The following is a 21,530-nucleotide window of genomic DNA, read 5'->3' on the forward strand; positions in this document are numbered from 1 at the left end:
TGTATAATTTCTCAGATCGGAATCGAGTTAAGGACTCCGCCGATCCTACGCCGCCTTTGTTTCACCCAGTTGCAGCCAGAGATCCACCAGCGCCTTGAATTTTCCGGCCATGTCGGCGATCGCCTGCTCGTCGGTCATGGTGCCGCCGAGCCAGGCCTTGCTGGCATCGGCAAAGATGGTGCGGCCGACGGCAAAACCCTTGACCGTCTTCGATGTGCGGGCCGCGGCAAAGCCGTCCTTCAGCGCCTCGTAGGGGGCTTCGAGGCCGAGCAGCACGACGCCGCGGCAGAGCGGATCGCGCTTTTCGATGACCGCATCGATCGCTGCCCAGGCGCTGCGGCTTGCCTGCGGCTCGAGCTTCCACCAGTCGGGCTTGAGGCCGGCATCGTAAAGCTCGTTGAGCGCGCGCGGAATGGTCTGGTCGTCGAGCTTGCCGTGTTTGCCGGCGATGATCTCGATCAGGATTTCGCGGCCGACCTTGCGAGCCGCCTCGAAGGCCGAGCGCAGCTTGGCCACCTGCGTCGCTTTCATCTCGGCCGGGTCGTCCGGATGGTAGAAGGACAGCACCTTGATGCAGTGGTCGACCGGCCAGTCGATCAGGCGGCTGCCGAGGTCCTGGCTGAATTCGAACTGCAGCGGCCGCGAGCCCGGAAGCTCGATCGGCTTGCCGATCCAGAAGTCGCGGTGGGCGCCGGCAGCATAAAGCGCGTCGCGGCCGTATTTGTCGTCGATCAACATGCCGAAGCCGGAACGGCCGGCCGCCACCTGTGCCGCCGCCTTGACTGCCAGAACCTTGAAGGCCGGGATGCGGGCAAGTAGCTCCGGGTTGCCGGCGGCCACATCTTCCAGCTGGCTGCGATGGTCGATCGCCAGCGCCATCAACAGCGGGATTTCGCGGCGGCGCGTGGTCGCCCAATGCACGTGATTGATCGCCTCGTCCTTGCGCAGCGCCCGTTCCTTGCTGCCCTTCTCCAGGAAGAACTGCAGCTCGGTCCAGGTCGGGATCTCAGGCGCGCAGAGCAGGCGGGAGACGGCAAAGGCGCCGCAGGCGTTGGCCCAGGTCGCGGAGGTCGCATGCGGTTCGTTCTTCAGCCAGCCGCGCAGGAAGCCGGACATGAAGGCGTCTCCGGCGCCGAGCACATTGTAGACTTCGATCGGGAAACCCTTGCCGACGATGCCGTCTTCGAGGTTATCGGAAATCGGACCGTCATAGACGATACAGCCCATCGGGCCGCGCTTCAGGACGATCGTCGCCGTGGACAGCGCCCGGATCGTCTTCAGCGCTTGCAGCAGGTCGCTTTCGCCCGACGCGATCAACACTTCTTCCTCGGTGCCGACGATCAGGTCGCAGTCGGCGAGAACTGTCTTCAGATGGGCCGAGACGCGGTCGGAGGCGATGTAGCGGCTTTCGCCGGCATCATGGCCGGCAAGGCCCCAGAGGTTCGGGCGGTAGTCGATGTCGAAGACGATCTTCGCGCCGTTTTCCTTGGCGATACGCATCGCCTTGCGCTGCGCCGCATCGGTGTTGGGCTTGGAAAAGTGCGTGCCGGAAACCAGGATGGCCCGCGCCGAACGAATGAAGTCTTCAGAAACGTCGTCTTCGCACAGCGCATTGTCGGCGCAGTTGTCGCGGTAGAACAGCAGCGGAAAGGACTTGTCGTTCTCGACGGCGAGGATGGCGAGCGCCGTCAGGCGCTCCGGGTCGGTTACCATGCCGCGGGTCTCGACGCCTTCGCGGGTCAGCTGCTCACGAATGAAACGGCCCATCTGCTCGTCGCCGACGCGGGTCAAAAGCGCCGACTTCAACCCGAGCCGCGCGGTGCCGACGGAGATGTTGCAGGGGCAGCCGCCGACCGATTTGGCAAAGCTCGCAACGTCCTCAAGCCGGGTGCCGATCTGCTGGCCATAGAGGTCGACCGATGCCCGGCCTATGGTGATGAGGTCGAGCGGCTTTGCTCCCTGTGGCGAAACGTTCTGGCTCACTGCTTCCTCCCCGCGGACGCCTTTGCGGCCCCGACCATTCTCGTTCTGTGGGTGATGCAGGTATGAAACATAAATTCCGGCGTTTCGTCAATATAGAATTTTCATTCTATCCGTTCTATTCCGTCCTCGTCTCTTCAAGCAGGCGGCGACGCTTCTCGGCAATGGCGACTGTCAGCGCCATGGCGAAGGCCATGCTGGCGGAAAGCGAGCGGAAGCCGGCGTGATCCGCCTCGACCAGTTCGAACCAGACCTTGGAAGATTCCGCCAGCGGCGAGAACGCCGAGTCGGTCAGCGACACCACCGGCACCTTGCGCTCGGCAAGCAGCCGCGCCTGGGTGGCGCTTTCGGAGGCGTAAGGCGAGAAGCTGACGGCAAACGCGGCATCGTTCTTGCCAGCCATCGCCAGCATGTCGTCATCGATGCCGGCGGCCGTGCCGACCAGCTGGTATTTCACCTTCAGCTTGCCGAAGGCATAGGCCATGTAGCTGGAGATCGGATAGGAGCGGCGCTTGGCGATCAGATAGACCGTCTCGGCCTTGGCGAGGATGTCGACCGCGCGCTCAAAGGCTTCCGGGTCGACCGAGGTTGCGATGTTGTCGAGCGAGCGGTGGGCGGCGGCGACGAAGCCGTTGAAGATCGAGCCGCTCTCGAGCTTGCTGTGTTCGTTCTCGCTCAGTGCCTTCAGCCGGTCTTCGTAGCCAGGCGTGCGCTCGCGCAGGCGGGCGCGGAAAATCTGTTGCAGGCTGGAGAAGCCCTCGAAGCCGAAGTGCTGGGCAAAGCGCACCAGGGTCGACGGCTGGACGTCGGCCGAGGTGGCGATGCTTGCGGCGGTGCCGAAGGCAATCTCGTCGGGATTGTCAAGCGAATAGGCGGCCACCTGCTTCAACCGTTTCGGCAGCTGCGCCTTTCGCTCCAGAATGACCGCCTTCAGCGCTTCGAAATCCTGCGGGACCTCCGTCGTCGTTTCAGGCGTTGCCATTCTTGTCTGTCTCCAGTCTGACCCGTGTTCTCTAGTGACCTCACACTAATCGAATAGCGGCGGCTGGGATAGAACAGGCATTCCATTTTTTGCCGCCTTTTCCATTCCGACTTTTCGTCAGCCGATCTGGACCCATTCGTTGGTCTTTGCCGATTGATAGGTGGCCGAGAGCACCTTCTGCACCTCATAACCCTCGCGGAAATCGGTCGATGGCGGTTTGCCCTTGGCGATCGCCTCAAGGAACTCGTTCACCTCGATGGCCTTCAGATCATTGAAGCCGATCTGGTGGCCGGGTGCCACGCAGAAGGCGCCGTAGGGCGGATGCTCGGGCCCGGCCCAGATGGTGCGGAAGCCGCGGCTGCGAATATCGTCGCCGGTGGAGTAGACGCGGATCTCGTTCAGGCGCTCCTGCGTGAAGACGATGCTGCCCTTGGAGCCGTAGATCTCGAAATCGTGCTGCATCTTGCGGCCGGTGGCGATCCAGTTGGCCTCGAAGCTGCCGGTCGCGCCGTTTTCGAAGCGCACGAAGGCGCGGGTGATGTCGTCGACCTCGACGGCGCGCATCTCGCTGGCGCCGGCAGAGACGGGGCGCTCAGGGATCTGGATGATGGTTTCGGCAAGCACCGATTTGATCGGCCCGACGAGGTGACGCATGGAGGCGATGATGTGGCTGCCGATATCGGCAAGCGCGCCGCCGCCGCTGGCCGGGTTCAGCCGCCAGCCCCACGGCACCGAGGCATCGGCCATGAAGTCTTCGGCATGGACGCCGCGCATGGAGCGGATCTCGCCGATCTCGCCGCTCTCGATGATGTCCTTGGCGAGGAAGATCAGCGGGTTTTTCAGGTAGTTGAAACCGACCTGGGTCGTGACGCCGGCCTTTTCCGCAGCCGCGACCATTTCGGCGCAGTCAGTGACCATCGGCGCCAGCGGCTTTTCGCAATAGACATGTTTGCCATGGGCAATGGCCGCCAACGCCATCTCCTTGTGCAGAAGGTTCGGCGTGGTAATGTCGATGATGTCGATGTCGGGGTCGGTCAAAAGTTCGCGCCAGTCCGCCGTCGCCTTGCGAAAGCCGAGACGCCGGCGGGCGTTTTCCGCGCTTTCGGTGGTCACATCGGCAACCGAAACCAGGTCAAGCTCGAAGGGCAGATCGAACACCCGCGCGGCGATGGTAAAGCCGAGCGCATGCGCCTTGCCCATGAAGCCCGTGCCAATCAGGCCCACACCCAGTTTCTTCTTGCTGCTCATGCCATTCCTCCGGGGTCAACGACCGTGTCGTGGCTCGGAATGAAATGAAATGTGCAAGATTTGTCAACATGGAATATTTGTTCGAAAATATATTGGAGGTCTATGGAGGCGCCTTGGTTGATGTTTCTGTCGAGACAGCGCGATCGGGTGGCCGAGAATACGGTCCCGGCAGAGCCTGGATGAATTTGTTAACGCATTTTTACCATGTTTCGTCGGAACATCGCTCATGGTTAACGAATCGCATCCGTATGAACGGTGCGAAACCGGAGTGATTTCAGCATGTGCCGCTGGGCAGCCTATCGCGGGGAGCCGCTCTATCTCGAGGAACTGGTGACCTCTCCGGCGCACTCGCTGATCGAGCAGTCCCATTGCGCCACGCGGGCAAAGACGGCGACCAACGGCGACGGCTTCGGCATTGCCTGGTACGGCGACCATCCGGAACCTGGGCGCTACCGCGACATTCTCCCCGCCTGGTCCGACTGCAATCTGAAGAGCATTGCCCGCCAGATCCGCTCGCCGCTGTTCCTCGCCCATGTGCGGGCGTCGACCGGTGGCGGCACCCGGCGCGACAACTGCCATCCCTTCGTCTTCGGGCGCTGGTCCTTCATGCACAACGGCCAGATCGGCGACTTCGAACATCTGCGCCGGCCGATGGAGAGCATGCTCGACAACGACCTCTATTCGGCCCGCACCGGCACGACGGATTCCGAACTCCTGTTCCTGCTCGCCATGCAGTTTGGTCTCGACCACAATCCGCTCGGCGCGATCGCCGAAGCGCTGGCCTTCATCGAACAGCTTGCCGAACATCTGGAGCGCCAGGTTCTGGTGCGCTTCACCGCCGCCTTCTCTGACGGCAACGATCTTTATGCGGTGCGCTATGCCTCCGACTGGAAGGCGCCGACGCTCTACGCAGCACCCATGGGCCCGAGCGGCGGTTACTGTCTTGTCTCCGAACCGCTCAACGACGACGACGGCGCCTGGGTCGAAATTCCTGACGGCACGGCCGTGATCGTCGGCGAAAACGGCGTCGATGTCAGGCTGTTCTCGACGCAGGGCGCGCCGGTACGCAAGCACCGTTCGGCCTGAGGCTTTCAGCATATCGGTGGGCAGTGAGCGGCCCCTCATTCGGCTGCCGCCACCTTCTCCCCGTTTTCACGGGGAGAAGGGATACGCCGCACTCGCGCGTTCCTTTTGCTGCGGATGCTTCATCCACACAGGGCACGTTCCCTCGCCCCGCCTGCGGGGAGAGGGTTAGGGTGAGGGGCTTTTTGGCCAGGTACGGCGATTGATCAACCCTGTTCTCTTCGCTCCAGCTCAGCCGCAATCAGCGCCGCCAATTTTTCGGCAACCGCTTCCTTGTCCATCTCCGGCCAGTCGTCGTTGCCGTCGGCCGAGATCAGCTTCACCCGGTTGCGATCGCCACCCATGATGCCGGTTGCCGGCGAGACGTCGTTGGCGAGAATGTAATCGGCACCCTTGCGCTCGAGCTTCGAGCGGCCGTTGTCGGCGACGTTCTCCGTCTCGGCGGCAAAGCCGACGACCAGCTTCGGCCGGTTTGCATGGTGGCCGACCGTCTTGAGGATGTCCGGGTTCTCGGCCAATTGAAGCGGTGGCGGCGCTTCGCCCGGCTTCTTCTTGATCTTGTTGCCGGCCGCACTTGCCACCCGCCAGTCGGCAACGGCCGCGACCATCACCGCAACGTCGGCGGGAAGGGCGGCAAGCACTGCATCGCGCATTTCCTCGGCGCGCTCGACATGGATCACGTTGACACCTGTGGGGTCGGGGATCGTCACAGGGCCGGACACCAGCGTCACATCCGCGCCGAGCCTGGCGAGCGCCGCGGCAATGGCGTGGCCCTGCTTGCCCGACGAGCGGTTGGCGATGTAGCGCACCGGGTCGATCGGCTCATGCGTCGGGCCGGATGTGACGACCGCCTTGCGTCCGGCAAGTGGCTTCGCGCCGCCTGCAAGCAGGTTTTCGACGGCAGCGACGATCGCCAGCGGCTCGCTCATCCGTCCTTCTCCGGCCTCGCCGCTCTCCGCCATTTCGCCGGCTTCAGGGCCGATGAAATGGATGCCGTCGGCGGCGAGCGTCGCGCGGTTGCGCCGGGTTGCCGGGTGCGCCCACATCTTCGGGTTCATCGCCGGCGCGACCAGCACCGGACGGTCGGTGGCCAGCAGGATGGTCGAGGCGAGATCGTCGGCATGACCGTTCGCCATCTTCGCCATCAGGTCGGCGGTAACAGGGGCGACGACGATCAGATCGCATTCGCGCGCCAGCCGGATATGGCCGACATCCTGTTCGTCCTCGCGCGAAAACAGCTCGAGATAGACATGCGAGGCGGAAAGCGCGCCGACGGCAAGCGGTGTCACGAACTGTTGCGCACCTGATGTCATGACTGGCCGGACGCTGGCGCCGCGCTCGCGCAGCCGGCGGATAAGGTCCAGGCTCTTATAGGCCGCAATGCCGCCGGAGATGATCAGGAGAATGCGTTTGCCCGACAGTGTCATTGCGTCCCAGCCTTGCGGCCGCCTTCTTAACCGGAGTTCTTTCCGGTTCAGCCATGGTGTTCAACAGCATCCCTTTCGACGGCTTCGCCGGCGGAGGGACGCGGTTGCAGCGACCCTACTTGAGCGTTTCATCGGGCGCAACGTGTCTGGCCGAACGCCACAATTGCAGCCGTGGCGGCGCACGCCTGGAGGGGCGTTCGGCGATCCTTGCGCGCCGGCAGCAGATCACCCGATCCAGATGGCGCGCCTGGCCGCGTTCCCTTTCTAGCGGCGAATATCCCTTGGTATCTCACTGCCGAAGGCGCATAGTGCATCCATCATCGACCGATCGAACGGGCGTCGGTGGCTGAGAGATCGTTACGCTTTCGCCCCAACTGAGGAGATCGCGTGATGCACCCCATCGACGGATTTCGTGGGCGACCGATCCTTCCCGAGGAATTCCCGATGGTTGCCGATGTTTTTCGGGATGCCGTCCGGGTGCGATACCCGGCGCTTGATCGCGAAGAGGGCGAGGCAATCCTGGCCCGACTCATGGACTTGCACCACAGCCGTGTCGAAAGTCGGCTGCCCCTGGTCCAATAGCTGTCGACCTTCGGATCTGCCGTCCTCAGCAGCCAAAACGCGTCGCGGATGCCGCTCCAGATTTCCGCGCGGGCCTCCCGCACCTCATAAGATGACACGCAGGCGATCGCGTGGCCCGGCCCCAACGGCCGTCGGGCATTTCGACGCCAGGGAGAATGCCATGCTTCATACCTTTGCAATGCATATTCGCCGCTATGACTACGCGCTTGCCGCAATCAAGATGTCGCTCATCCTGTCCCTGCTGGTGATCGCGCTGATCACGCTGAACGGTCTCGTCTGGTAATCGTCCAAAGGCGGTACCATCTGCTCCAGACCGGGCGACCACGCTCGTGTGCCGCCCACACTGTGTTCCAATACCATCTCCAATCGATCAGTGCCGAACGCGGCCGGATCTGGCTTCAAAGCAAGCAGAATGCCGGTTGCACGGGCGCCAAGGATGTTTCCAGACTGAGCGGCGACCAAGTGCTCACGGTTCGCGGCGAGCGGCTATGGCATCCTTGCCTTGAAGAAAACACGATCGATGTTATCTTTGCATCGATAGAAATTACCACAGGATACACGCATCGATGGATTTCCACCTGACAGCAAAGCCCACTCTTTTTGCCATCAGGGAAATCCGTATCCATGCCTGTTTCGATCTCGCTCTCCCATCTCACCTGGTCAACGCCTGACGGCCGCAGCCTCTTTTCCGACCTGAGCCTGACGTTCGGCCCGGCGCGCTCTGGCCTTGTCGGGCGCAATGGCGTCGGCAAAAGCACGCTGCTGAAGCTGATTGCGGGAACACTCCAGCCGCAGGCCGGCACAGTCTCGGTCGACGGCAGCCTCGGCATCCTGCGCCAGACGGTGCAGGTCGCCGAACAGGAGAGCGTCGCCGACCTCTTCGGCATTGCCGATGCGCTGGCGCTTCTACGCCGAGCGGAGGAAGGCACCGCCAGCATCGACGAGCTGTCGATTGCCGACTGGACGCTGGAGGCGCGACTGGCCGCAGCGCTCGCTCGCCTCGGGCTGGAGGCAGAAGCGCAGACGCCGCTCTCATCGCTATCCGGCGGGCAGCTGACCCGTGCCAAGCTGGCGGCATTGGTCTTTGCCGATCCCGATTTCATCCTGCTCGACGAACCCACCAACAATCTCGACCGCGCCGGGCGCGAGGCAGTGATCGAGCTGATGGCGAACTGGCGTGGCGGCGCCATCGTCGTGAGCCACGATCGCGAGCTTCTCGACACGATGGATGTGATCGTCGAACTCACCTCTCTCGGCGCCACCAGCTACGGCGGCAACTGGAGCCACTATCGCGAGCGCAAGGCGATCGAACTCGCATCGGCCCGGCACGATCTTGCCGACGCGGAACGACGCCTTGCGGAGGTCGACCGCAAGACGCAGGAGCTCGCGGAGCGCAAGGCCCGAAAGGATAGCGCCGGCCGCAGAAAGCGCGCCAAAGGTGACGAGCCGCTTCTGCTGCTCGATGCGAAGAAGGAGCGCAGCGAAAAGACGGCGGGCGACAACGCGCGGCTTTCCGAGCGGCGACGCGATCAGGCGCTCGGCGATCTTGCCGCCGCCCGCGAACGCATCGAGATCCTCCAGCCGTTTTCGGTCCGGCTGCCTTCGACCGGGCTGCCGCCCGGCCGTGCCGTTCTTCAGGTCGATGATGTCAGCGCCGGTTATATCCCGGACCGTCCGGTGCTCGCCAATCTGTCGCTGACGATTGCCGGGCCGGAGCGGGTGGCGATCACCGGCCGCAACGGTTCAGGCAAGACGACGTTTCTGTCGCTGATGTCAGGCAAGCTTGCTCCCTGGTCGGGTCAGGTTCGGGTTCTGACGGACTTTGCCATTCTGGATCAACAGGTGAGCCTGCTCGATCCGCAGGTGTCGATCCGCGACAACTTCCGCCGGCTCCATCCCGGCGCCGGCGAAAACGCCTGTCGGGCGGCGCTCGCGCGGTTCATGTTCCGCGCCGACGCGGCACTGCAGCGCGTCTCCAGCCTGAGTGGCGGGCAGATGCTGCGTGCGGGGCTCGCCTGCGTGCTTGGCGGCGAGAGCCCGCCTGATCTCCTGATTCTCGACGAGCCGACCAACCATCTCGATATCGATTCCATCGAGACGGTGGAGGCGGGACTGCGGGCTTTCGACGGGGCGCTCATCGTCGTCAGCCACGACGAGGCGTTTCTGGAGGCGATCGGCATAACGCGCCGGATCGATCTGACGACCCCGTCGGCAGGTCGTCGCTCGAACGTTCGTTAAAGGCGGATGATTTCGGGCGGCACGCCGGCAGTGGGCGCTACTGCGCCCATTTCACGTCGCCGGTAAAGGCGATCGTCAGCCAGCGATCGCGCCCGGCCTCGCCGATTTCCGCGCCGATCTCGGCGCGGATCGCATCGAGGCTCGCAAGCGTATCCACCCGGGTTTCGGCCGATCCGATCAGGTAGATCTCGATCAGCCGGGCCCTGCCGACCTTGGCGACGTATGTGCGATAATCGGCAAAGCCGTGGCGGCTGGCGGCATTGCGCGCTGCCTCGCGCACTTTCTCGTCCAGTTCCGCCGGGGCGACTAGGAAGATTTCCTTCAGCGCGGCATAGACGGTCTTCAGCGGAAGCGGGATCAGGCAAAGTGTCAGAACCACCAGAATTGCCGGGTCGGCATAGGGCGTCCAGTCTTCATAGGCGGTGCCCTTCAGCATCGCGGCGACCACGAAAGCAACAAGCAGGGCTGCGGTAATCGTGCCCGACATCGCCCAGGCACGCACATCCAACGCCAGGAATTCCGAGCCGATCGTGCGGTTCGCCCGCCGCCCGTAGATGAACATCACGATGCAGATGACGACGACGACGGCGGCATAGGCGATCGCCCAGTCGAAGGCGAGTTCGCGGCCGCCCGACAGCAGCGAGTCGACGGCGTTGATAAGGGCGTAGAAGGAGAGCGTCGTGAGTAGGCCGGCGTTTAACAGCAGGACCATCGGCTCGATATGCCAGAAGCCCATTTGAAAGCGGCTGCTTTCCCGTGGGATCAGCCGCGTCACTCCCAGCGCCAGCAGCGTCATGGCGGCGTCGACGACGGAAAACACCCCGTCGAACACGATCGACACCGATCCGGACAACAGGCCGAACAGCACGCCTGTCGCGCCGACGACGATGGTGGCGGCGATCGATCGCTTGAGGACGGTTTGTTCGGTGGCGGTGGTCATGATCTTGTATTCACTCCTGTTTCGACGCGGTGCTTAGGCTGTGCCAGTGACGAAATGGTGACGGTGATCACGCAGACGAGGCGATGGTAGCGCTTCCGGTTGGCAAGAAAAAGCGGCGGCAGCGCTGCCCTGCGGCGATCTCGTGTCGCACCAGGGAGGCGATCGATGAGCCCAAGCATGATGATTGTGAACACGAATACCACCCCTGCGTGGGGCAATGCTGCCTCCGGCCCTAGGCGAATTGACCGAAGCGCATGAGATCTCGGCCGACGGCGCTGCCATCGAGCGCATCGGTGCGTGCCGGCGGGGCGGCGGCATGGAATGGCCGATTGCAAACAGGAGCGCGCTTGCCGCTGAAAGCAGCGCGAACAGCAGGAACATGCCGGCGCCGCCGCTTGCGCCGAGTGCAAGGCCGCCGATGAGCGGCCCAAGGAAATTGCCGACGGTGGACAGTGAATGGGCGCCGAAATAGGTGCCGCGATTGCCGGCATCCTGCCGTCGACCAGCACATATTCCGAGGGCACGACGAGCACCTCGCCGATGGTGAAGAGGATCATCGAGGCGACCAGCATTTCGACGCCGGACGAGGCTGCAAAGCCGATTTCACCAAGCAGGAACAGCAGGCAGCCGAGCGACAGCGCCTTGAGCGCGCCGATCCTTTCAATGACGAAGCGGGCGGGCGTGCTGGCGACGAGCACCGTTGCTGCGTTGGTCGAAACCAGCAGCGCGAACAGGGTGACGCCATCCTCGAAGCCGGTGTTGAGATATTGCGACAATGTCACCGACCATTGACCATGAACGGCCAAAAGCAGGGTGCCGCCGATGACGAAGAAGATCAGTCGGCGGTCGCGCAAGGCAGCGACAAGCCCGCGCCAGCCGCCCGTGGTGTTGGACCCCGGTCCCGTCTCGACCGCCCGTCTGTTGCTCGCTTCCGGCACGGTGAAGAACAGCACGAGGCCGAAGGCCGCATGCATGATGCCGGCAATGATGAATAGGGTCGAATAGGCAGCGCCGACCCAGACGCCGATCAACGGCCCGACGGCCCAGCCGGCATTGATCGCCAGATAGCGCCAGGAGAATACCCGCAGGCGCAGATGCGCTGGCGCGGCATCGCTCATCAATGCGCGCGAAACCGGTTCATAGACGGCGGCGGCAACCGCAGAGACGATATGCGCCAGCGCGAAGGCGGCGATCGAGTGCGCCAGCCCGAGCCCCGCCAGCGCCAGTCCGGCCATGAAGAGCGCTATGGTCAGCACACCCGTTCGGCCGATGCGATCGGACAGGCTGCCGGCAAACGGGCTGATGATCGCGCCGAGCAGGGGGCCCGCGCCAATCAGGACGCCGATACCTGCCGGGGTAAGGCCAAAATCCCGCTGCAGGCGGATCGCGAGGAAGGTCAGGCTCATGCCCTTGGCGATCGTCACCACGCCGGAGCCGGCGATGAGAAGCAGCGCCACCAGGCGGCCCGTGCGTTCGGAAAAGGCATTCATCGCAGCACCCGCGGACTGGGCCGCCGACGTTCTCCGAGGAACGCTGGGCGGCAGGGAGGAGAGGGCAATCTCACCTTCGCGATTACACTCGCCGCGTGTGTTCGGCAAGGGCTCTGGTTGTCGAGACACCGTCGGTCGGCGTGAGCAGGCGGGTTGTTCCGGCGCCTCACTGCCTTTGCCGTGCCCGTCCGCCCGTCGGAGGCACCACCGGCCGGCGCTGGCAGTGGCCGCCGCAGGGGGCTGCCCAAGCTGTGGCTGGGCTTGACCGGTGCCGGCCGCTTGTCAGCCCTCTTTTTGACGATGCTGCCATTCCGCATAGAGCGGTGCCAGGTCGTTATCGTCGACCGGCACATGGCGAAAGCGCATCGACTGTTCGCCAAGGGGTTTTGCCAGTTCGGCATAGACTGCCGCCGTCGACAGCCCGTAGGGTTCGGCGTCGGCATTCGAGTGGGCGTAGGCGATCTCGGTGATGCCGGCCATGCGCATGGCCGCAATGCACATCGGGCAGGGTTGGCCGCTGGCATAGATCGCAACGCCTTCAAGACGGGGAGACCCGAGGCGCTTTGCCGCCAGGCGAAGGGCATTCATCTCGGCATGCGATGTCGGATCGCCGGTTTCAAGCATCTCGTTGACGCCGCTGGCGATAACCTCGCCGTTGCGAACGGCAACCGCGCCGAAGGGACGGCCACCTTTTTCGACATTGGCGCGGGCAAGGGCGACAGCCTCGCCGAGAAAGCGTCTTTCCTGCTTCATGTCCCCTCCGATTTCAACGGGCGCCGGCGGCGGTAAGCAGCTTTTCAATCCGGCCATAGCCGCGCTGCCGGGCGTGGCTCAATGGGCTCACGCCCTCGCCATCGGCAAGATTGACGTTCGCGCCCGCGTCGATCAGCAATCGCACGATCTCCGTATGCTTTTCGCCGCCGGTGCCGAGAATGATGGCTTCGATCAGCGCCGTCCAGCCCAGCCGGTTGACGTGATCGACATCGACGCCCGCCTCGATCAGCGTCTTCACCGTTTCGACGTGGCCGCGTTCTGCCGCAGGGATCAGCGCCGTGCCGCCGTAACGGTTGGTGCTTTTGAGGTCGGCGCCGTTGGCAAGCGTCAGCTTCAGGATTTCGAGATGGCCGCGCGCGCCAGCATAGAGGTAGGGACTGTCCTCGATCTTGTCCTTCGCATTGACATCCGCGCCGGCTTCGATGAGCGCGCGGGCAGCGTCGATGCGGTTTTCGTGTGTGGCGACGAGCAGAGCGGTCGCGCCGCTTGCGTCACGCGCGTCGAGCGTTGCTCCGCGCTTGATCAATTCGCGCAGTTCGGCGGCGTTGCCGGCCGAAGCTGCGGCAATCATTTCCTTTTCAAGCATGGCGGCTCCTGCAGCGGCGGGAAGAAGGGCTGAGGCGAAGAGTGCAATCCCGAGCAGCCACCCGGTCGATGGTGAGTTCATGGGGGTCATTCCAGTCGTTTAGCCAGTCGTTTGGCCAGTCGTATGGTCAGCCGGGCAAACGGCGCCCGGCTGCAGGTTTTACTGCATAACCCCTGAAACCAGCATCAATTTGCGGTGAAGTTCACCTGCGAAATTGAAGCTTCTGAACGCCATGTCTGACGCACGATGCAATAATAAATGACCGCCTTGAGCCGGTCGCTTGTATTTTCAAGGGAGGGGCAGGGCGGACTGACGCGGCAACTCAGAGCATCGATCGGCTGAGACCGCCGTCGACGGGAAGTGCCACGCCCGTGACATAGGCCGCGGGCCGGCCCGCGAGAAATGCGGCGGCAGCGCCGAATTCCGCCGGCGTTCCATAGCGGCCGATTGGAATATCCGCCTGGCTGCGCGCGGCAACCGTGGCGATATCGACGCCTTCGTTCTCGGCGTCCATGCGGTCGAAGCCCAAGGTGCGGTCGGTCGCAAGCCGCCCCGGCAACAGCATGTTGACGGTCACGCCGTCGGCGGCGACTTCGCCGGCCAGCGTCTTCAGCCAGCCGGCAACAGCGCTTCGAAGCGCGTTGGAGGCGGTCAGGCCCGGGATCGGCTCGCGGATGCTGGTCGAAGCGACGGCAATGATGCGGCCGAAACCGCGCTCCCTCATGCCGGGCAGAACCCGGCCGGTGATGCGCATGCCGGCGAGCACCATGGTCTCGAACTGCGTCCGCCAGAACTCCGGCTCGATGGTGGACGCAAGCGACGGCGGCGGCCCGCCGCCATTCAGGATGAGAATGTCGATCGCGCCGAAATCGGCGGCGAGCCGATCGAGCAGCGCGTCGAGGCTTTCGGGCTTGGAAAGATCGAGCGCAAAACCGCGGGCGCTCGAACTGAGCTCTGCTGCGACCTTTTCGGCCGTAGTTGCGTCGCGACCGGTCACCGCGACGGCAACGCCTTCAGCCGCGAGTGCTTCGGCGATGCCGCGTCCAAGCCCCTTGCTGCCGCCGAGCACGAGCGCCTTCTTGCCTGTGATGCCGAGATCCATGACGGTCTACCTTCCCATGCGATTTGCGTTGCTGCTTTTGGAGCCCGGCAGCGACGCGGCGTCAATGGGGTAAGCGGATGGGAACCGGCAATTCGGATGAAGGTGATGAGCGCCAGACGTCGAAAAGCCCGGCCGGAAACCGGCCGGGCCTCGTGTCCCTCGCCCCTTGCTATTATTAACGGCAGATGCGGATACGCTCGTAGTAGACATTGCCGTAGTGATCGTAGCGCCTGACTTTCTTGATGAAGCAATAGGGGCGATACTCGTCGTAGTAGCCACCGTAATAGCCGTCGACATAGCCGATCTGGCCGCTCCAGCCATGGCCGTAGGCGCCGTTGCTGAAGCCGATCGTCACACCGCCAGCCTGTGACGGCGCGGCAAAGGAAACGGCTGCGGTGATTGCGACGGCCGCGGCGATGATGATCTTGCGCATGGTGTTCTCTCCTCCAGGGATGAACTCCCGTCATCCATGGGGAGAAGATCGCATGTCGTCTGCTTATTCGCAGTTCCGGATGGAACATGGTTGCAGCCGGCGGCAGAACCGAAAGCCCTGCCACCTCTTCCTCACCACCCGGACGCATGGTCCGGCCGCGATCAGGCGCGAATGCGCGCCATCGCCAGCACGTCGGCCAGCACGCCATTGCGCAGAGCATAGGCCCTGTGCGTGCCTTCGGGTTCGAAGCCGGTCTTGCGATAAAGCGCGATTGCCGCTTCGTTGTCGGTAAAGACGGTCAGCTCGATGCGGCTGATCCCAAGCCAGTTATCGGCAGCATCGATCAGAGATGTAAGAAGTGTCTTACCGATGCCTTCGCCGCGGTGGTTGTCATCGACGCTGATGCCGAGCACGGCGGAGTGATGCCGGCGCCCCTTATTGCGGTGCAGACCGGCCATGCCGACGATGCGGCCGTCGCGCTCGGCCACGATCACAGTGTTGTCCTCCGACAGGCCCTCCATCCACTTGCGCGTCTGCTCCGGTGTCGAATAGGGCAGTCTGAGCGTGCCGGAGCGGATGCCCGGCTGGCTCATAAGTGCGGCGATCGCTTCCCAGTCGACGACGCGCGCCGCTCGAATCCTGAGTGTCGGGGAGGGGGTGGCTTCGGTCATTGTTTCCTCATCAGCTCGCTGGCACCGAGGAAACAGGACCAAACCCTGCTCGCCTCGGCAGGGTTGGTCGGGGGACAGTCCGTTTAACGCACGTGGTCTCCCGCACACCCCTGGATATGCGTGCAAAGCACCATTGCGATCATCGAACGATTGTCCATGTCGGAACGATAACAAGCGGCAGTGGAATTGCAAGCCGGTTCGGCGACCGGATTGCCGGTGGCGCTCAGGTCACCTGCCAGGCGATATAGACGAGCGTGGCGGCAATCAGCCACAGCGCCAGGCGGCCGGAGCGCGTGTGGCGTGCCTCGGCCTTGCCGATGGCATGCGCCGTCTCGGCGTCGAACCGTAGGCCGTTTTCGCTCATGGCCATGATCTTGCTGGAGAATTTTTCCGTGCGGGCGGCGATTTCCGGTGCTGCTTCGGCCAGACGAAGGGCCGCGTGCAGGCCGTCGCGCAGGTCGGTGACGATGCGCTTCGGTCCGAGATTGTCGCGGATCCACTTGCCGACCACAGGCTCGGATGCTTTCCACATGTTGAAACGCGGATTGAGCGTGCGCGCGACGCCCTCGACGACGACCATGGTCTTCTGCAGCATGACCAGTTCCGGCCGTGTCTGCATGTCGAAGAGCTCGGTCACCTCGAACAGAAGCGTCAGCAGCTTTGCCATCGAGATGGTCTCGGCCGGCTGGCCGTGGATCGGCTCGCCAATGGCGCGGATCGCCTGGGCGAAGCTCGCGGCATCATGATGCGACGGCACGTAGCCTGCCTCGAAATGCACGTCGGCGACGCGCTGGTAGTCGCGGGTGATGAAGCCGAACAGGATCTCGGCGAGGAAGCGGCGTTCCTTCTTGCCGAGACGGCCGACGATGCCCATGTCGACGGCGACGATATGGCCGGCATCGTCGACGAACAGGTTGCCCTGATGCATGTCGGCGTGGAAGAAGCCGTCGCGCAATGTGTGGCGGAGAAAGGACTGGATCAGGGTGTCGCCCAGCGCGTCGAGATCGTGGCCCGCCGCCTTCAGCCCGTCGATATCCGACATCTTGACGCCGTCGATCCATTCCATGGTGACGACGTCGCGGCCGGTGCGTTCCCAATCGACCTTCGGTACGCGAAAGCCGGAATCTTCCTTGGTGTTCTCGCCGAGTTCGGAAAGGGCGGCTGCTTCCAACCGAAGATCCATTTCGATCTTGGTCGTCTGCTCTAGCGTCTTGGTGACCTCGACCGGTTTCAGCCGCCGCGTATAGGGCAGGAAACGCTCCTGCATGTGGCTGACGAGATACATCGCCTCGATATCGGAGGCAAAACGCTGGCGGATGCCGGGGCGGATGACCTTGACGGCAACCTTGTCGGGCCGGCCGTCGCGCATGACGATGGCCGGATGAACCTGGGCGATCGAGGCGGCCGCCATCGGCAGGGAAAATTCGGCGTAGAGGTCTTCGACCTTGCGGCCGAGCGATCCCTCGATCGCGGCCTTGGCTTCGCTTTGCGGAAAGGTCGCCATCTGGTCCTGCAGCAGCGACAGGTCAGCGGCAAATTCCGCGCCGACGACGTCGGGGCGGGTTGCCAGGAACTGGCCGATTTTCACATAGGAGGGGCCGAGGCGTGCAACGGCGCGCGACAGCCGGTCGCTGCGCTCCTCGCCTAGCACCTTGCGGCGGGCGAAAAGCCCGGCTGCCTTCTGGGCGAAACGGGCAAAGGGCGGCAGGTGTTCGGTCGGGACCGCCGAGACGACGCCTTCGCGCACGAGAACCCAGCCGATCCGCACGAGGCGGACATATGCTCCAGCTGTGCTCATAAGATCAGATTTTCCAGCCGGAATGCAGCGCTGCGATGCCGCCGGTGTAATTGGTGAAGGAGACGCGCGAGAAGCCCGCCTCCTTGATCATGGCGGCAAAATCGCGCTGGTTCGGGAACTTGCGGATCGATTCCACCAGATACTGATAGGGCGCTTCGTCGCCGGTGATCAGCTTGCCGAATTTCGGGATCGCGTTGAACGACCATGCATCGTAGAAACGGTCGAGAAGCGGCATCTCCACTTCGGAGAATTCGAGCACCAGCAGTCGCCCGCCGCGCTTCAACACACGATAGGCTTCTTTGAGCGCGACATCGATACGCGGGACGTTGCGGATGCCGAAGGCGATCGTATAGGCGTCGAAGGAATTCGCGTCGAACGGCAGTTCCTCAGCATTGGCCTCGACAAAATCGAGATTGGCCGAAAGCTTCTTCTTTTCCGCCCGTTCCGCGCCGACGGCGAGCATCGAGCCGTTGATGTCGAGAACCGTCGAATGCGCCTTGCGGTCGGAGGCTTCGATGATGCGGAAGGCGATGTCGCCGGTGCCGCCGGCGACGTCGAGCGTCCTGTAGCCCTCGCGGCGCGGCGGATTGAGCGCGGCAATCATCGCATCCTTCCAGGCGCGGTGCAGCCCGGCCGACATCACGTCGTTCATGATGTCGTAGCGCTTGGCCACCTTATGGAAGACGTCGTTGACGAGCGGCTGCTTTTCGCCCGTACCGACGTTGCGGAAACCGAAGGAGGTTTCCATTCCGCCATTGGCCGATACCCGCTGATCCGTCATACGAAGAACTCCACCTGAACCAATTTTTCCGGCACCATAGCGAAATCGTCCGACCCGCGCTATCTCGGGGGCAGGGCCATGGCTGCGGCATAGCGCACCCCTATAGGATAAGTAGCCCGCCAAGGAAATGCCAACGGCCGGGCTTATGGTGGTTAAGAATGCCGGGCGTGTGGTGGTTAAGAAAGAAGGAGACGACGCATGCCGGAACTGCCGGAGGTCGAAACGGTAAAACGGGGTCTGGCGCCGACCATGGAAGGCGCGCTCCTCGTCAGTGCAGAACTGCGTCGGCCGGATCTGCGTTTTCCCTTCCCTGTCAATTTTGCAGCCACCGTTGCCGGTCAGCGCATCGTCTCGCTGTCGCGCCGGGCAAAATATCTGATGATCGATCTGGAGGCCGGTGACGTCATCATTGCCCATCTCGGCATGTCAGGTTCGTTCCGTATCGAACAGGGCGCGCTGCCAGAAACGCCGGACGAATTTCACCACCCACGCGCCAAGGATGAGAAGCACGATCATGTGATCTTCCATCTGGAAGGTGCCGTCGGCCCCGCCCGTGTCATCTATAACGATCCGCGCCGTTTCGGTTTCATGGATCTCGCCCGACGGGACACGGTGGCGGCCCACGCCTTCTTCCGCGCACTCGGGGAAGAGCCGACCGGCAACGCGCTCGACGCCGCCTATCTGGCGGCACGCTTTGCCGGAAAGGCGCAACCGCTGAAGGTAGCCTTGCTCGACCAGAAGAATATTGCCGGCCTCGGCAATATATATGTGTGCGAGGCGCTCTGGCGTTCAGGCCTGTCGCCGCTGAAGCCGGCAGGCGCCCTCGTCGACAGCCAAGGTGGGTCGAAGCCGGAACTGCAGGGCCTGACCGTTGCAATCCGCGAGGTCATTGCCGATGCCATCGCCGCGGGCGGCTCGTCGCTGAAAGATCATATCCAGGCCGACGGATCGCTCGGCTATTTCCAGCATTCCTTTTCCGTCTATGACCGGGAAGGGGAGGCTTGCCGCACGCCGGGTTGCGGCGGTACGGTCGCCCGCATCGTGCAGGCGGGACGCTCGACGTTTCATTGCCCGCGCTGCCAGAAATGAACATCCGGGTCCGGCCGGACCCGACCGCTGACACGAATTCGGAGGAGACGACAATGAGTTACGAGACGCTGCTGGTCGAGACGCGCGGACGCGTGGGCCTGGTCACGCTCAATCGCCCGCAGGCGCTGAATGCGCTGAACTCGACCGTTATGCGCGAGCTTGCCGCGGTGCTGAAAGCGTTCGATGCCGATAACGAGATCGGCGCCGTTGTTGTCACCGGTTCGGAGAAGGCCTTTGCGGCCGGCGCCGACATCAAGGAGATGCAGACGCTGGACTTCGTCGAAAGCTATCTCGGCGATTTCATCGGCGGCTGGGATCAGGTGGCTGCTGCCCGCAAACCGGTCATTGCAGCCGTTTCCGGCTACGCGCTCGGCGGCGGGTGCGAACTGGCGATGATGTGTGACTTCATCATCGCTTCCGAGACGGCAAAGTTCGGCCAACCGGAAATTACCCTTGGCGTCATCCCCGGCATGGGCGGGTCGCAGCGCCTCACCCGTGCCGTCGGCAAGGCGAAGGCGATGGACCTCGTCCTCACCGGACGGATGATGGACGCGACCGAGGCGGAACGCGCAGGACTCGTTTCGCGTGTGGTGGCGCCGGAGAAATTGATGGAGGAAGCGCTGGCTGCGGCCGAGAAGATCGCATCGTTCTCGCTGCCGGCGGTGATGATGGCAAAAGAGGCCGTCAATCGCTCGCTGGAGCTCACGCTTGCCGAAGGCCTGCGGTTCGAACGGCGGCTTTTCCATTCGCTGTTTGCCACTGAAGACCAGAAGGAAGGCATGGCCGCCTTCGCAGCGAAGCGCAAGCCGGAGTTCAAACACAGGTAGATCAAGGGGCGACGCGCAGTTTTCTCCAAATTGCGCGTTGACGGGGCGGCCGTTTCTCGCTATATGCCGCCCTCAGTTTGGAACGCCAAATCTGGGCTTTCCGATAATGCTCCCGAATTGCTTTGATGACAGGTCGCAGTGACCCGGCACGGCGAGGGCGGAGTTCATGTCAGTTTTCGAAGAGAGGCATCAATGGCCAATACAACTTCGGCGAAAAAGGCGACCCGCAAGATCGCACGCCGCACTGCAGTGAACAAAGCCCGCCGTTCGCGCGTCCGTAACTTCGTCCGCAAGGTCGAAGAAGCGATCGCAACCGGCGATCAGGCGGTCGCAGCCGCAGCCCTGAAGGCCGCTCAGCCCGAGCTGATGCGCGCTGCCATCAAGGGCGTGCTGCATTCCAACACCGCTTCGCGCAAGGTTTCGCGCCTTGCACAGCGCGTGAAGGCACTTTCGGCCTAATCCGGCTAATAAAAATCTGTTAATTGAAAGCCCGACCCTTGCGTCGGGCTTTTCCGATTCATACATGTGTCATCACGATGGTTAACCTGCACGACATTTCTCGTGTCAATGCGATGACAGAATTTCTATAGGAATTTCAGAGACTTACGAGAGGTCCTTGGTGATAGGGTGTCTCTGGCTGGGGGTCTTCTGGGCCCGTGATGAGTCAAGCGAATTTTTATTTTTTTTCTTTTTCGCCAGCTAATCAAAGAGCCGAAAATCAAAACCCTTGATTCAAAAGCGATTCTTCCCGGACTCGGATTGCGGCAAGCAAAAGGCAGCATGAGAGTCAACGGGCAGCGCTTAAGGTTGCGTAAAAATCGCGATTGATCTTGCCCATCGATCCTGCCTAAATGCCCTCCACAGGGGACACAGACCATATCTGTAAAGGGAAGTACGGAGGCCATTTCAACGAGATGGTTTCAGGCTTTCTGTTCCCTGTATCAGGGCGGCTCCACGTCGTTCAATCAGACAAGTCGAGAACGAAAAACCGGATGGCCCAACCATTCCGGACGAGGACATTTCGACTTCTGGTTGCCGGTGGCGCCACTGCTCAAAGTCAGGTGCAAGCGGTGCCTGACGAGAGATAGAATCCAGCGCTCGGCTGTCCGCTTCGTACGAGGGTGCGAGACAGTTGTCGGCGAGGAGGAGGATCCGGCACGGTCCAGGGCGGACTGGGGGATTTGTTGACAATGAGGCGCGAGGGGACATCAGCCGGCCGGCAAGGCCTGGCAGATGCGCGTAGCGCGCACCCGGTCGGGAGATGAGGAGCCCGGTTGGATTGCGACTGTGACGTTCGGTGAAGCGGCATGACCTCGATGAGGAAGCCGTGGGTGCCGCACATAAGAGATGGGGCCGGCAGAGATGACGGCGTCTGAACATAATCGGAAGGCGGCAAAATGCGGATGAACTTGGTGACGGCGGCGGGCGCGTTTCAAAAGAACGGCGACGTATTTCAGGCCGGAAGCAATCTATCTCAGGCGGCGGGAGATAAGCACGAC

The 21,530-nt window shown here is 62.9% G+C and carries 19 protein-coding genes; 6 read left to right on the top strand and 13 right to left on the bottom strand.

Going from position 1 to position 21,530, the window contains the following annotated elements:
- Window positions 1-45: 45 nt before the first annotated feature.
- From J3R84_RS19535 to J3R84_RS19545, 3 genes are all read right to left on the bottom strand, one after another.
- Window positions 46-1,983, bottom strand: coding sequence for a bifunctional 5-dehydro-2-deoxygluconokinase/5-dehydro-2-deoxyphosphogluconate aldolase (locus J3R84_RS19535; RefSeq protein ID WP_025425643.1), 1,938 nt, complete (start codon window positions 1,981-1,983; stop codon window positions 46-48).
- A gap of 115 nt (window positions 1,984-2,098) precedes the next feature.
- Window positions 2,099-2,962: a MurR/RpiR family transcriptional regulator gene (locus tag J3R84_RS19540; protein ID WP_025425644.1), complete on the bottom strand. Its 864-nt coding sequence runs from the start codon at window positions 2,960-2,962 to the stop codon at window positions 2,099-2,101.
- A 117-nt stretch (window positions 2,963-3,079) separates the two neighbouring features.
- The gene (locus J3R84_RS19545; protein ID WP_025425645.1) at window positions 3,080-4,210 is read right to left on the bottom strand and encodes a Gfo/Idh/MocA family protein; all 1,131 of its coding nucleotides are present in this window, start codon (window positions 4,208-4,210) and stop codon (window positions 3,080-3,082) included.
- 279 nt (window positions 4,211-4,489) lie between these two features.
- Between J3R84_RS19545 and J3R84_RS19550 the strand changes: the two genes are divergently transcribed.
- On the top strand, window positions 4,490-5,296 hold the full coding sequence (locus tag J3R84_RS19550; protein ID WP_025425646.1) for a class II glutamine amidotransferase: 807 nt from the start codon (window positions 4,490-4,492) through the stop codon (window positions 5,294-5,296).
- A 203-nt stretch (window positions 5,297-5,499) separates the two neighbouring features.
- Here J3R84_RS19550 and coaBC read toward each other — a convergent pair whose 3' ends face one another.
- Complete coding sequence (gene coaBC / locus J3R84_RS19555) at window positions 5,500-6,720, bottom strand: bifunctional phosphopantothenoylcysteine decarboxylase/phosphopantothenate--cysteine ligase CoaBC (RefSeq protein WP_025425647.1); 1,221 nt, start codon at window positions 6,718-6,720, stop codon at window positions 5,500-5,502.
- Window positions 6,721-7,462: 742 nt separating this feature from the next.
- On the opposite strand from coaBC, the gene J3R84_RS38500 reads away from it, so the two are divergent.
- Both J3R84_RS38500 and J3R84_RS19560 read left to right on the top strand, forming a co-directional pair.
- On the top strand, window positions 7,463-7,585 hold the full coding sequence (locus tag J3R84_RS38500; RefSeq protein ID WP_255569781.1) for a hypothetical protein: 123 nt from the start codon (window positions 7,463-7,465) through the stop codon (window positions 7,583-7,585).
- Window positions 7,586-7,926: 341 nt separating this feature from the next.
- Window positions 7,927-9,540, top strand: coding sequence for an ABC-F family ATP-binding cassette domain-containing protein (locus J3R84_RS19560; RefSeq protein ID WP_025425650.1), 1,614 nt, complete (start codon window positions 7,927-7,929; stop codon window positions 9,538-9,540).
- A 37-nt stretch (window positions 9,541-9,577) separates the two neighbouring features.
- Here the strand turns inward: J3R84_RS19560 and J3R84_RS19565 are convergent, their stop codons facing one another.
- The 9 genes from J3R84_RS19565 to ubiE form a co-directional block, all read right to left on the bottom strand.
- Complete coding sequence (locus J3R84_RS19565) at window positions 9,578-10,480, bottom strand: cation diffusion facilitator family transporter (protein WP_025425651.1); 903 nt, start codon at window positions 10,478-10,480, stop codon at window positions 9,578-9,580.
- Window positions 10,477-11,970 carry an MFS transporter gene (locus J3R84_RS19570; protein ID WP_051509147.1) on the bottom strand — a complete coding sequence of 498 codons (1,494 nt, stop codon included), beginning with the start codon at window positions 11,968-11,970 and terminating at the stop codon, window positions 10,477-10,479. Before J3R84_RS19570 ends, J3R84_RS19565 begins: the two co-directional genes overlap by 4 nt.
- A gap of 282 nt (window positions 11,971-12,252) precedes the next feature.
- Complete coding sequence (locus J3R84_RS19575) at window positions 12,253-12,723, bottom strand: nucleoside deaminase (protein WP_025425652.1); 471 nt, start codon at window positions 12,721-12,723, stop codon at window positions 12,253-12,255.
- A gap of 13 nt (window positions 12,724-12,736) precedes the next feature.
- On the bottom strand, window positions 12,737-13,330 hold the full coding sequence (locus tag J3R84_RS19580) for an ankyrin repeat domain-containing protein (protein ID WP_025425653.1): 594 nt from the start codon (window positions 13,328-13,330) through the stop codon (window positions 12,737-12,739).
- Between the two features lie 322 nt (window positions 13,331-13,652).
- On the bottom strand, window positions 13,653-14,432 hold the full coding sequence (locus J3R84_RS19585; protein WP_025425654.1) for an SDR family oxidoreductase: 780 nt from the start codon (window positions 14,430-14,432) through the stop codon (window positions 13,653-13,655).
- Window positions 14,433-14,607: 175 nt separating this feature from the next.
- On the bottom strand, window positions 14,608-14,865 hold the full coding sequence (locus tag J3R84_RS19590; protein ID WP_025425655.1) for a hypothetical protein: 258 nt from the start codon (window positions 14,863-14,865) through the stop codon (window positions 14,608-14,610).
- Window positions 14,866-15,026: 161 nt separating this feature from the next.
- Window positions 15,027-15,536: a GNAT family N-acetyltransferase gene (locus J3R84_RS19595; protein WP_025425656.1), complete on the bottom strand. Its 510-nt coding sequence runs from the start codon at window positions 15,534-15,536 to the stop codon at window positions 15,027-15,029.
- A gap of 223 nt (window positions 15,537-15,759) precedes the next feature.
- Window positions 15,760-17,334 (bottom strand): 2-polyprenylphenol 6-hydroxylase, encoded by a 1,575-nt coding sequence (gene ubiB, locus J3R84_RS19600; protein WP_203527334.1) that lies wholly within the window; start codon window positions 17,332-17,334, stop codon window positions 15,760-15,762.
- Window positions 17,335-17,338: 4 nt separating this feature from the next.
- Window positions 17,339-18,115, bottom strand: a complete 777-nt coding sequence (gene ubiE / locus J3R84_RS19605) for a bifunctional demethylmenaquinone methyltransferase/2-methoxy-6-polyprenyl-1,4-benzoquinol methylase UbiE (protein WP_025425658.1) — start codon at window positions 18,113-18,115, stop codon at window positions 17,339-17,341.
- A gap of 198 nt (window positions 18,116-18,313) precedes the next feature.
- Between ubiE and mutM the strand changes: the two genes are divergently transcribed.
- From mutM to rpsT, 3 genes are all read left to right on the top strand, one after another.
- A complete protein-coding gene (gene mutM, locus J3R84_RS19610; protein WP_057204300.1) occupies window positions 18,314-19,204 on the top strand; it encodes a bifunctional DNA-formamidopyrimidine glycosylase/DNA-(apurinic or apyrimidinic site) lyase in 891 nt (296 codons plus the stop codon).
- A 53-nt stretch (window positions 19,205-19,257) separates the two neighbouring features.
- Entirely contained in the window at window positions 19,258-20,031 is a 774-nt protein-coding gene (locus J3R84_RS19615) for an enoyl-CoA hydratase (RefSeq protein ID WP_025425660.1), read from the top strand.
- Window positions 20,032-20,223: 192 nt separating this feature from the next.
- Entirely contained in the window at window positions 20,224-20,490 is a 267-nt protein-coding gene (rpsT, locus tag J3R84_RS19620) for a 30S ribosomal protein S20 (RefSeq protein WP_025425661.1), read from the top strand.
- Window positions 20,491-21,530 lie beyond the last annotated feature (1,040 nt).

It is taken from the genome of Ensifer canadensis, from assembly GCF_017488845.2.
Lineage (GTDB): Bacteria > Pseudomonadota > Alphaproteobacteria > Rhizobiales > Rhizobiaceae > Ensifer > Ensifer canadensis.

Coding starts and splice junctions, on each gene's coding strand:
- J3R84_RS19570 (WP_051509147.1), bottom strand. CDS start 11,970: ATGAATGCCTTTTCCGAACGCACGGGCCGCCTGGTGGCGCTGCTTCTC.
- J3R84_RS19615 (WP_025425660.1), top strand. CDS start 19,258: ATGAGTTACGAGACGCTGCTGGTCGAGACGCGCGGACGCGTGGGCCTG.
- J3R84_RS19550 (WP_025425646.1), top strand. CDS start 4,490: ATGTGCCGCTGGGCAGCCTATCGCGGGGAGCCGCTCTATCTCGAGGAA.
- J3R84_RS19580 (WP_025425653.1), bottom strand. CDS start 13,330: ATGCTTGAAAAGGAAATGATTGCCGCAGCTTCGGCCGGCAACGCCGCC.
- J3R84_RS38500 (WP_255569781.1), top strand. CDS start 7,463: ATGCTTCATACCTTTGCAATGCATATTCGCCGCTATGACTACGCGCTT.
- J3R84_RS19540 (WP_025425644.1), bottom strand. CDS start 2,962: ATGGCAACGCCTGAAACGACGACGGAGGTCCCGCAGGATTTCGAAGCG.
- J3R84_RS19585 (WP_025425654.1), bottom strand. CDS start 14,432: ATGGATCTCGGCATCACAGGCAAGAAGGCGCTCGTGCTCGGCGGCAGC.
- coaBC (WP_025425647.1), bottom strand. CDS start 6,720: ATGACACTGTCGGGCAAACGCATTCTCCTGATCATCTCCGGCGGCATT.
- J3R84_RS19545 (WP_025425645.1), bottom strand. CDS start 4,210: ATGAGCAGCAAGAAGAAACTGGGTGTGGGCCTGATTGGCACGGGCTTC.
- rpsT (WP_025425661.1), top strand. CDS start 20,224: ATGGCCAATACAACTTCGGCGAAAAAGGCGACCCGCAAGATCGCACGC.
- J3R84_RS19595 (WP_025425656.1), bottom strand. CDS start 15,536: ATGACCGAAGCCACCCCCTCCCCGACACTCAGGATTCGAGCGGCGCGC.
- J3R84_RS19565 (WP_025425651.1), bottom strand. CDS start 10,480: ATGACCACCGCCACCGAACAAACCGTCCTCAAGCGATCGATCGCCGCC.
- ubiB (WP_203527334.1), bottom strand. CDS start 17,334: ATGAGCACAGCTGGAGCATATGTCCGCCTCGTGCGGATCGGCTGGGTT.
- J3R84_RS19575 (WP_025425652.1), bottom strand. CDS start 12,723: ATGAAGCAGGAAAGACGCTTTCTCGGCGAGGCTGTCGCCCTTGCCCGC.
- J3R84_RS19590 (WP_025425655.1), bottom strand. CDS start 14,865: ATGCGCAAGATCATCATCGCCGCGGCCGTCGCAATCACCGCAGCCGTT.
- J3R84_RS19560 (WP_025425650.1), top strand. CDS start 7,927: ATGCCTGTTTCGATCTCGCTCTCCCATCTCACCTGGTCAACGCCTGAC.
- mutM (WP_057204300.1), top strand. CDS start 18,314: ATGCCGGAACTGCCGGAGGTCGAAACGGTAAAACGGGGTCTGGCGCCG.
- ubiE (WP_025425658.1), bottom strand. CDS start 18,115: ATGACGGATCAGCGGGTATCGGCCAATGGCGGAATGGAAACCTCCTTC.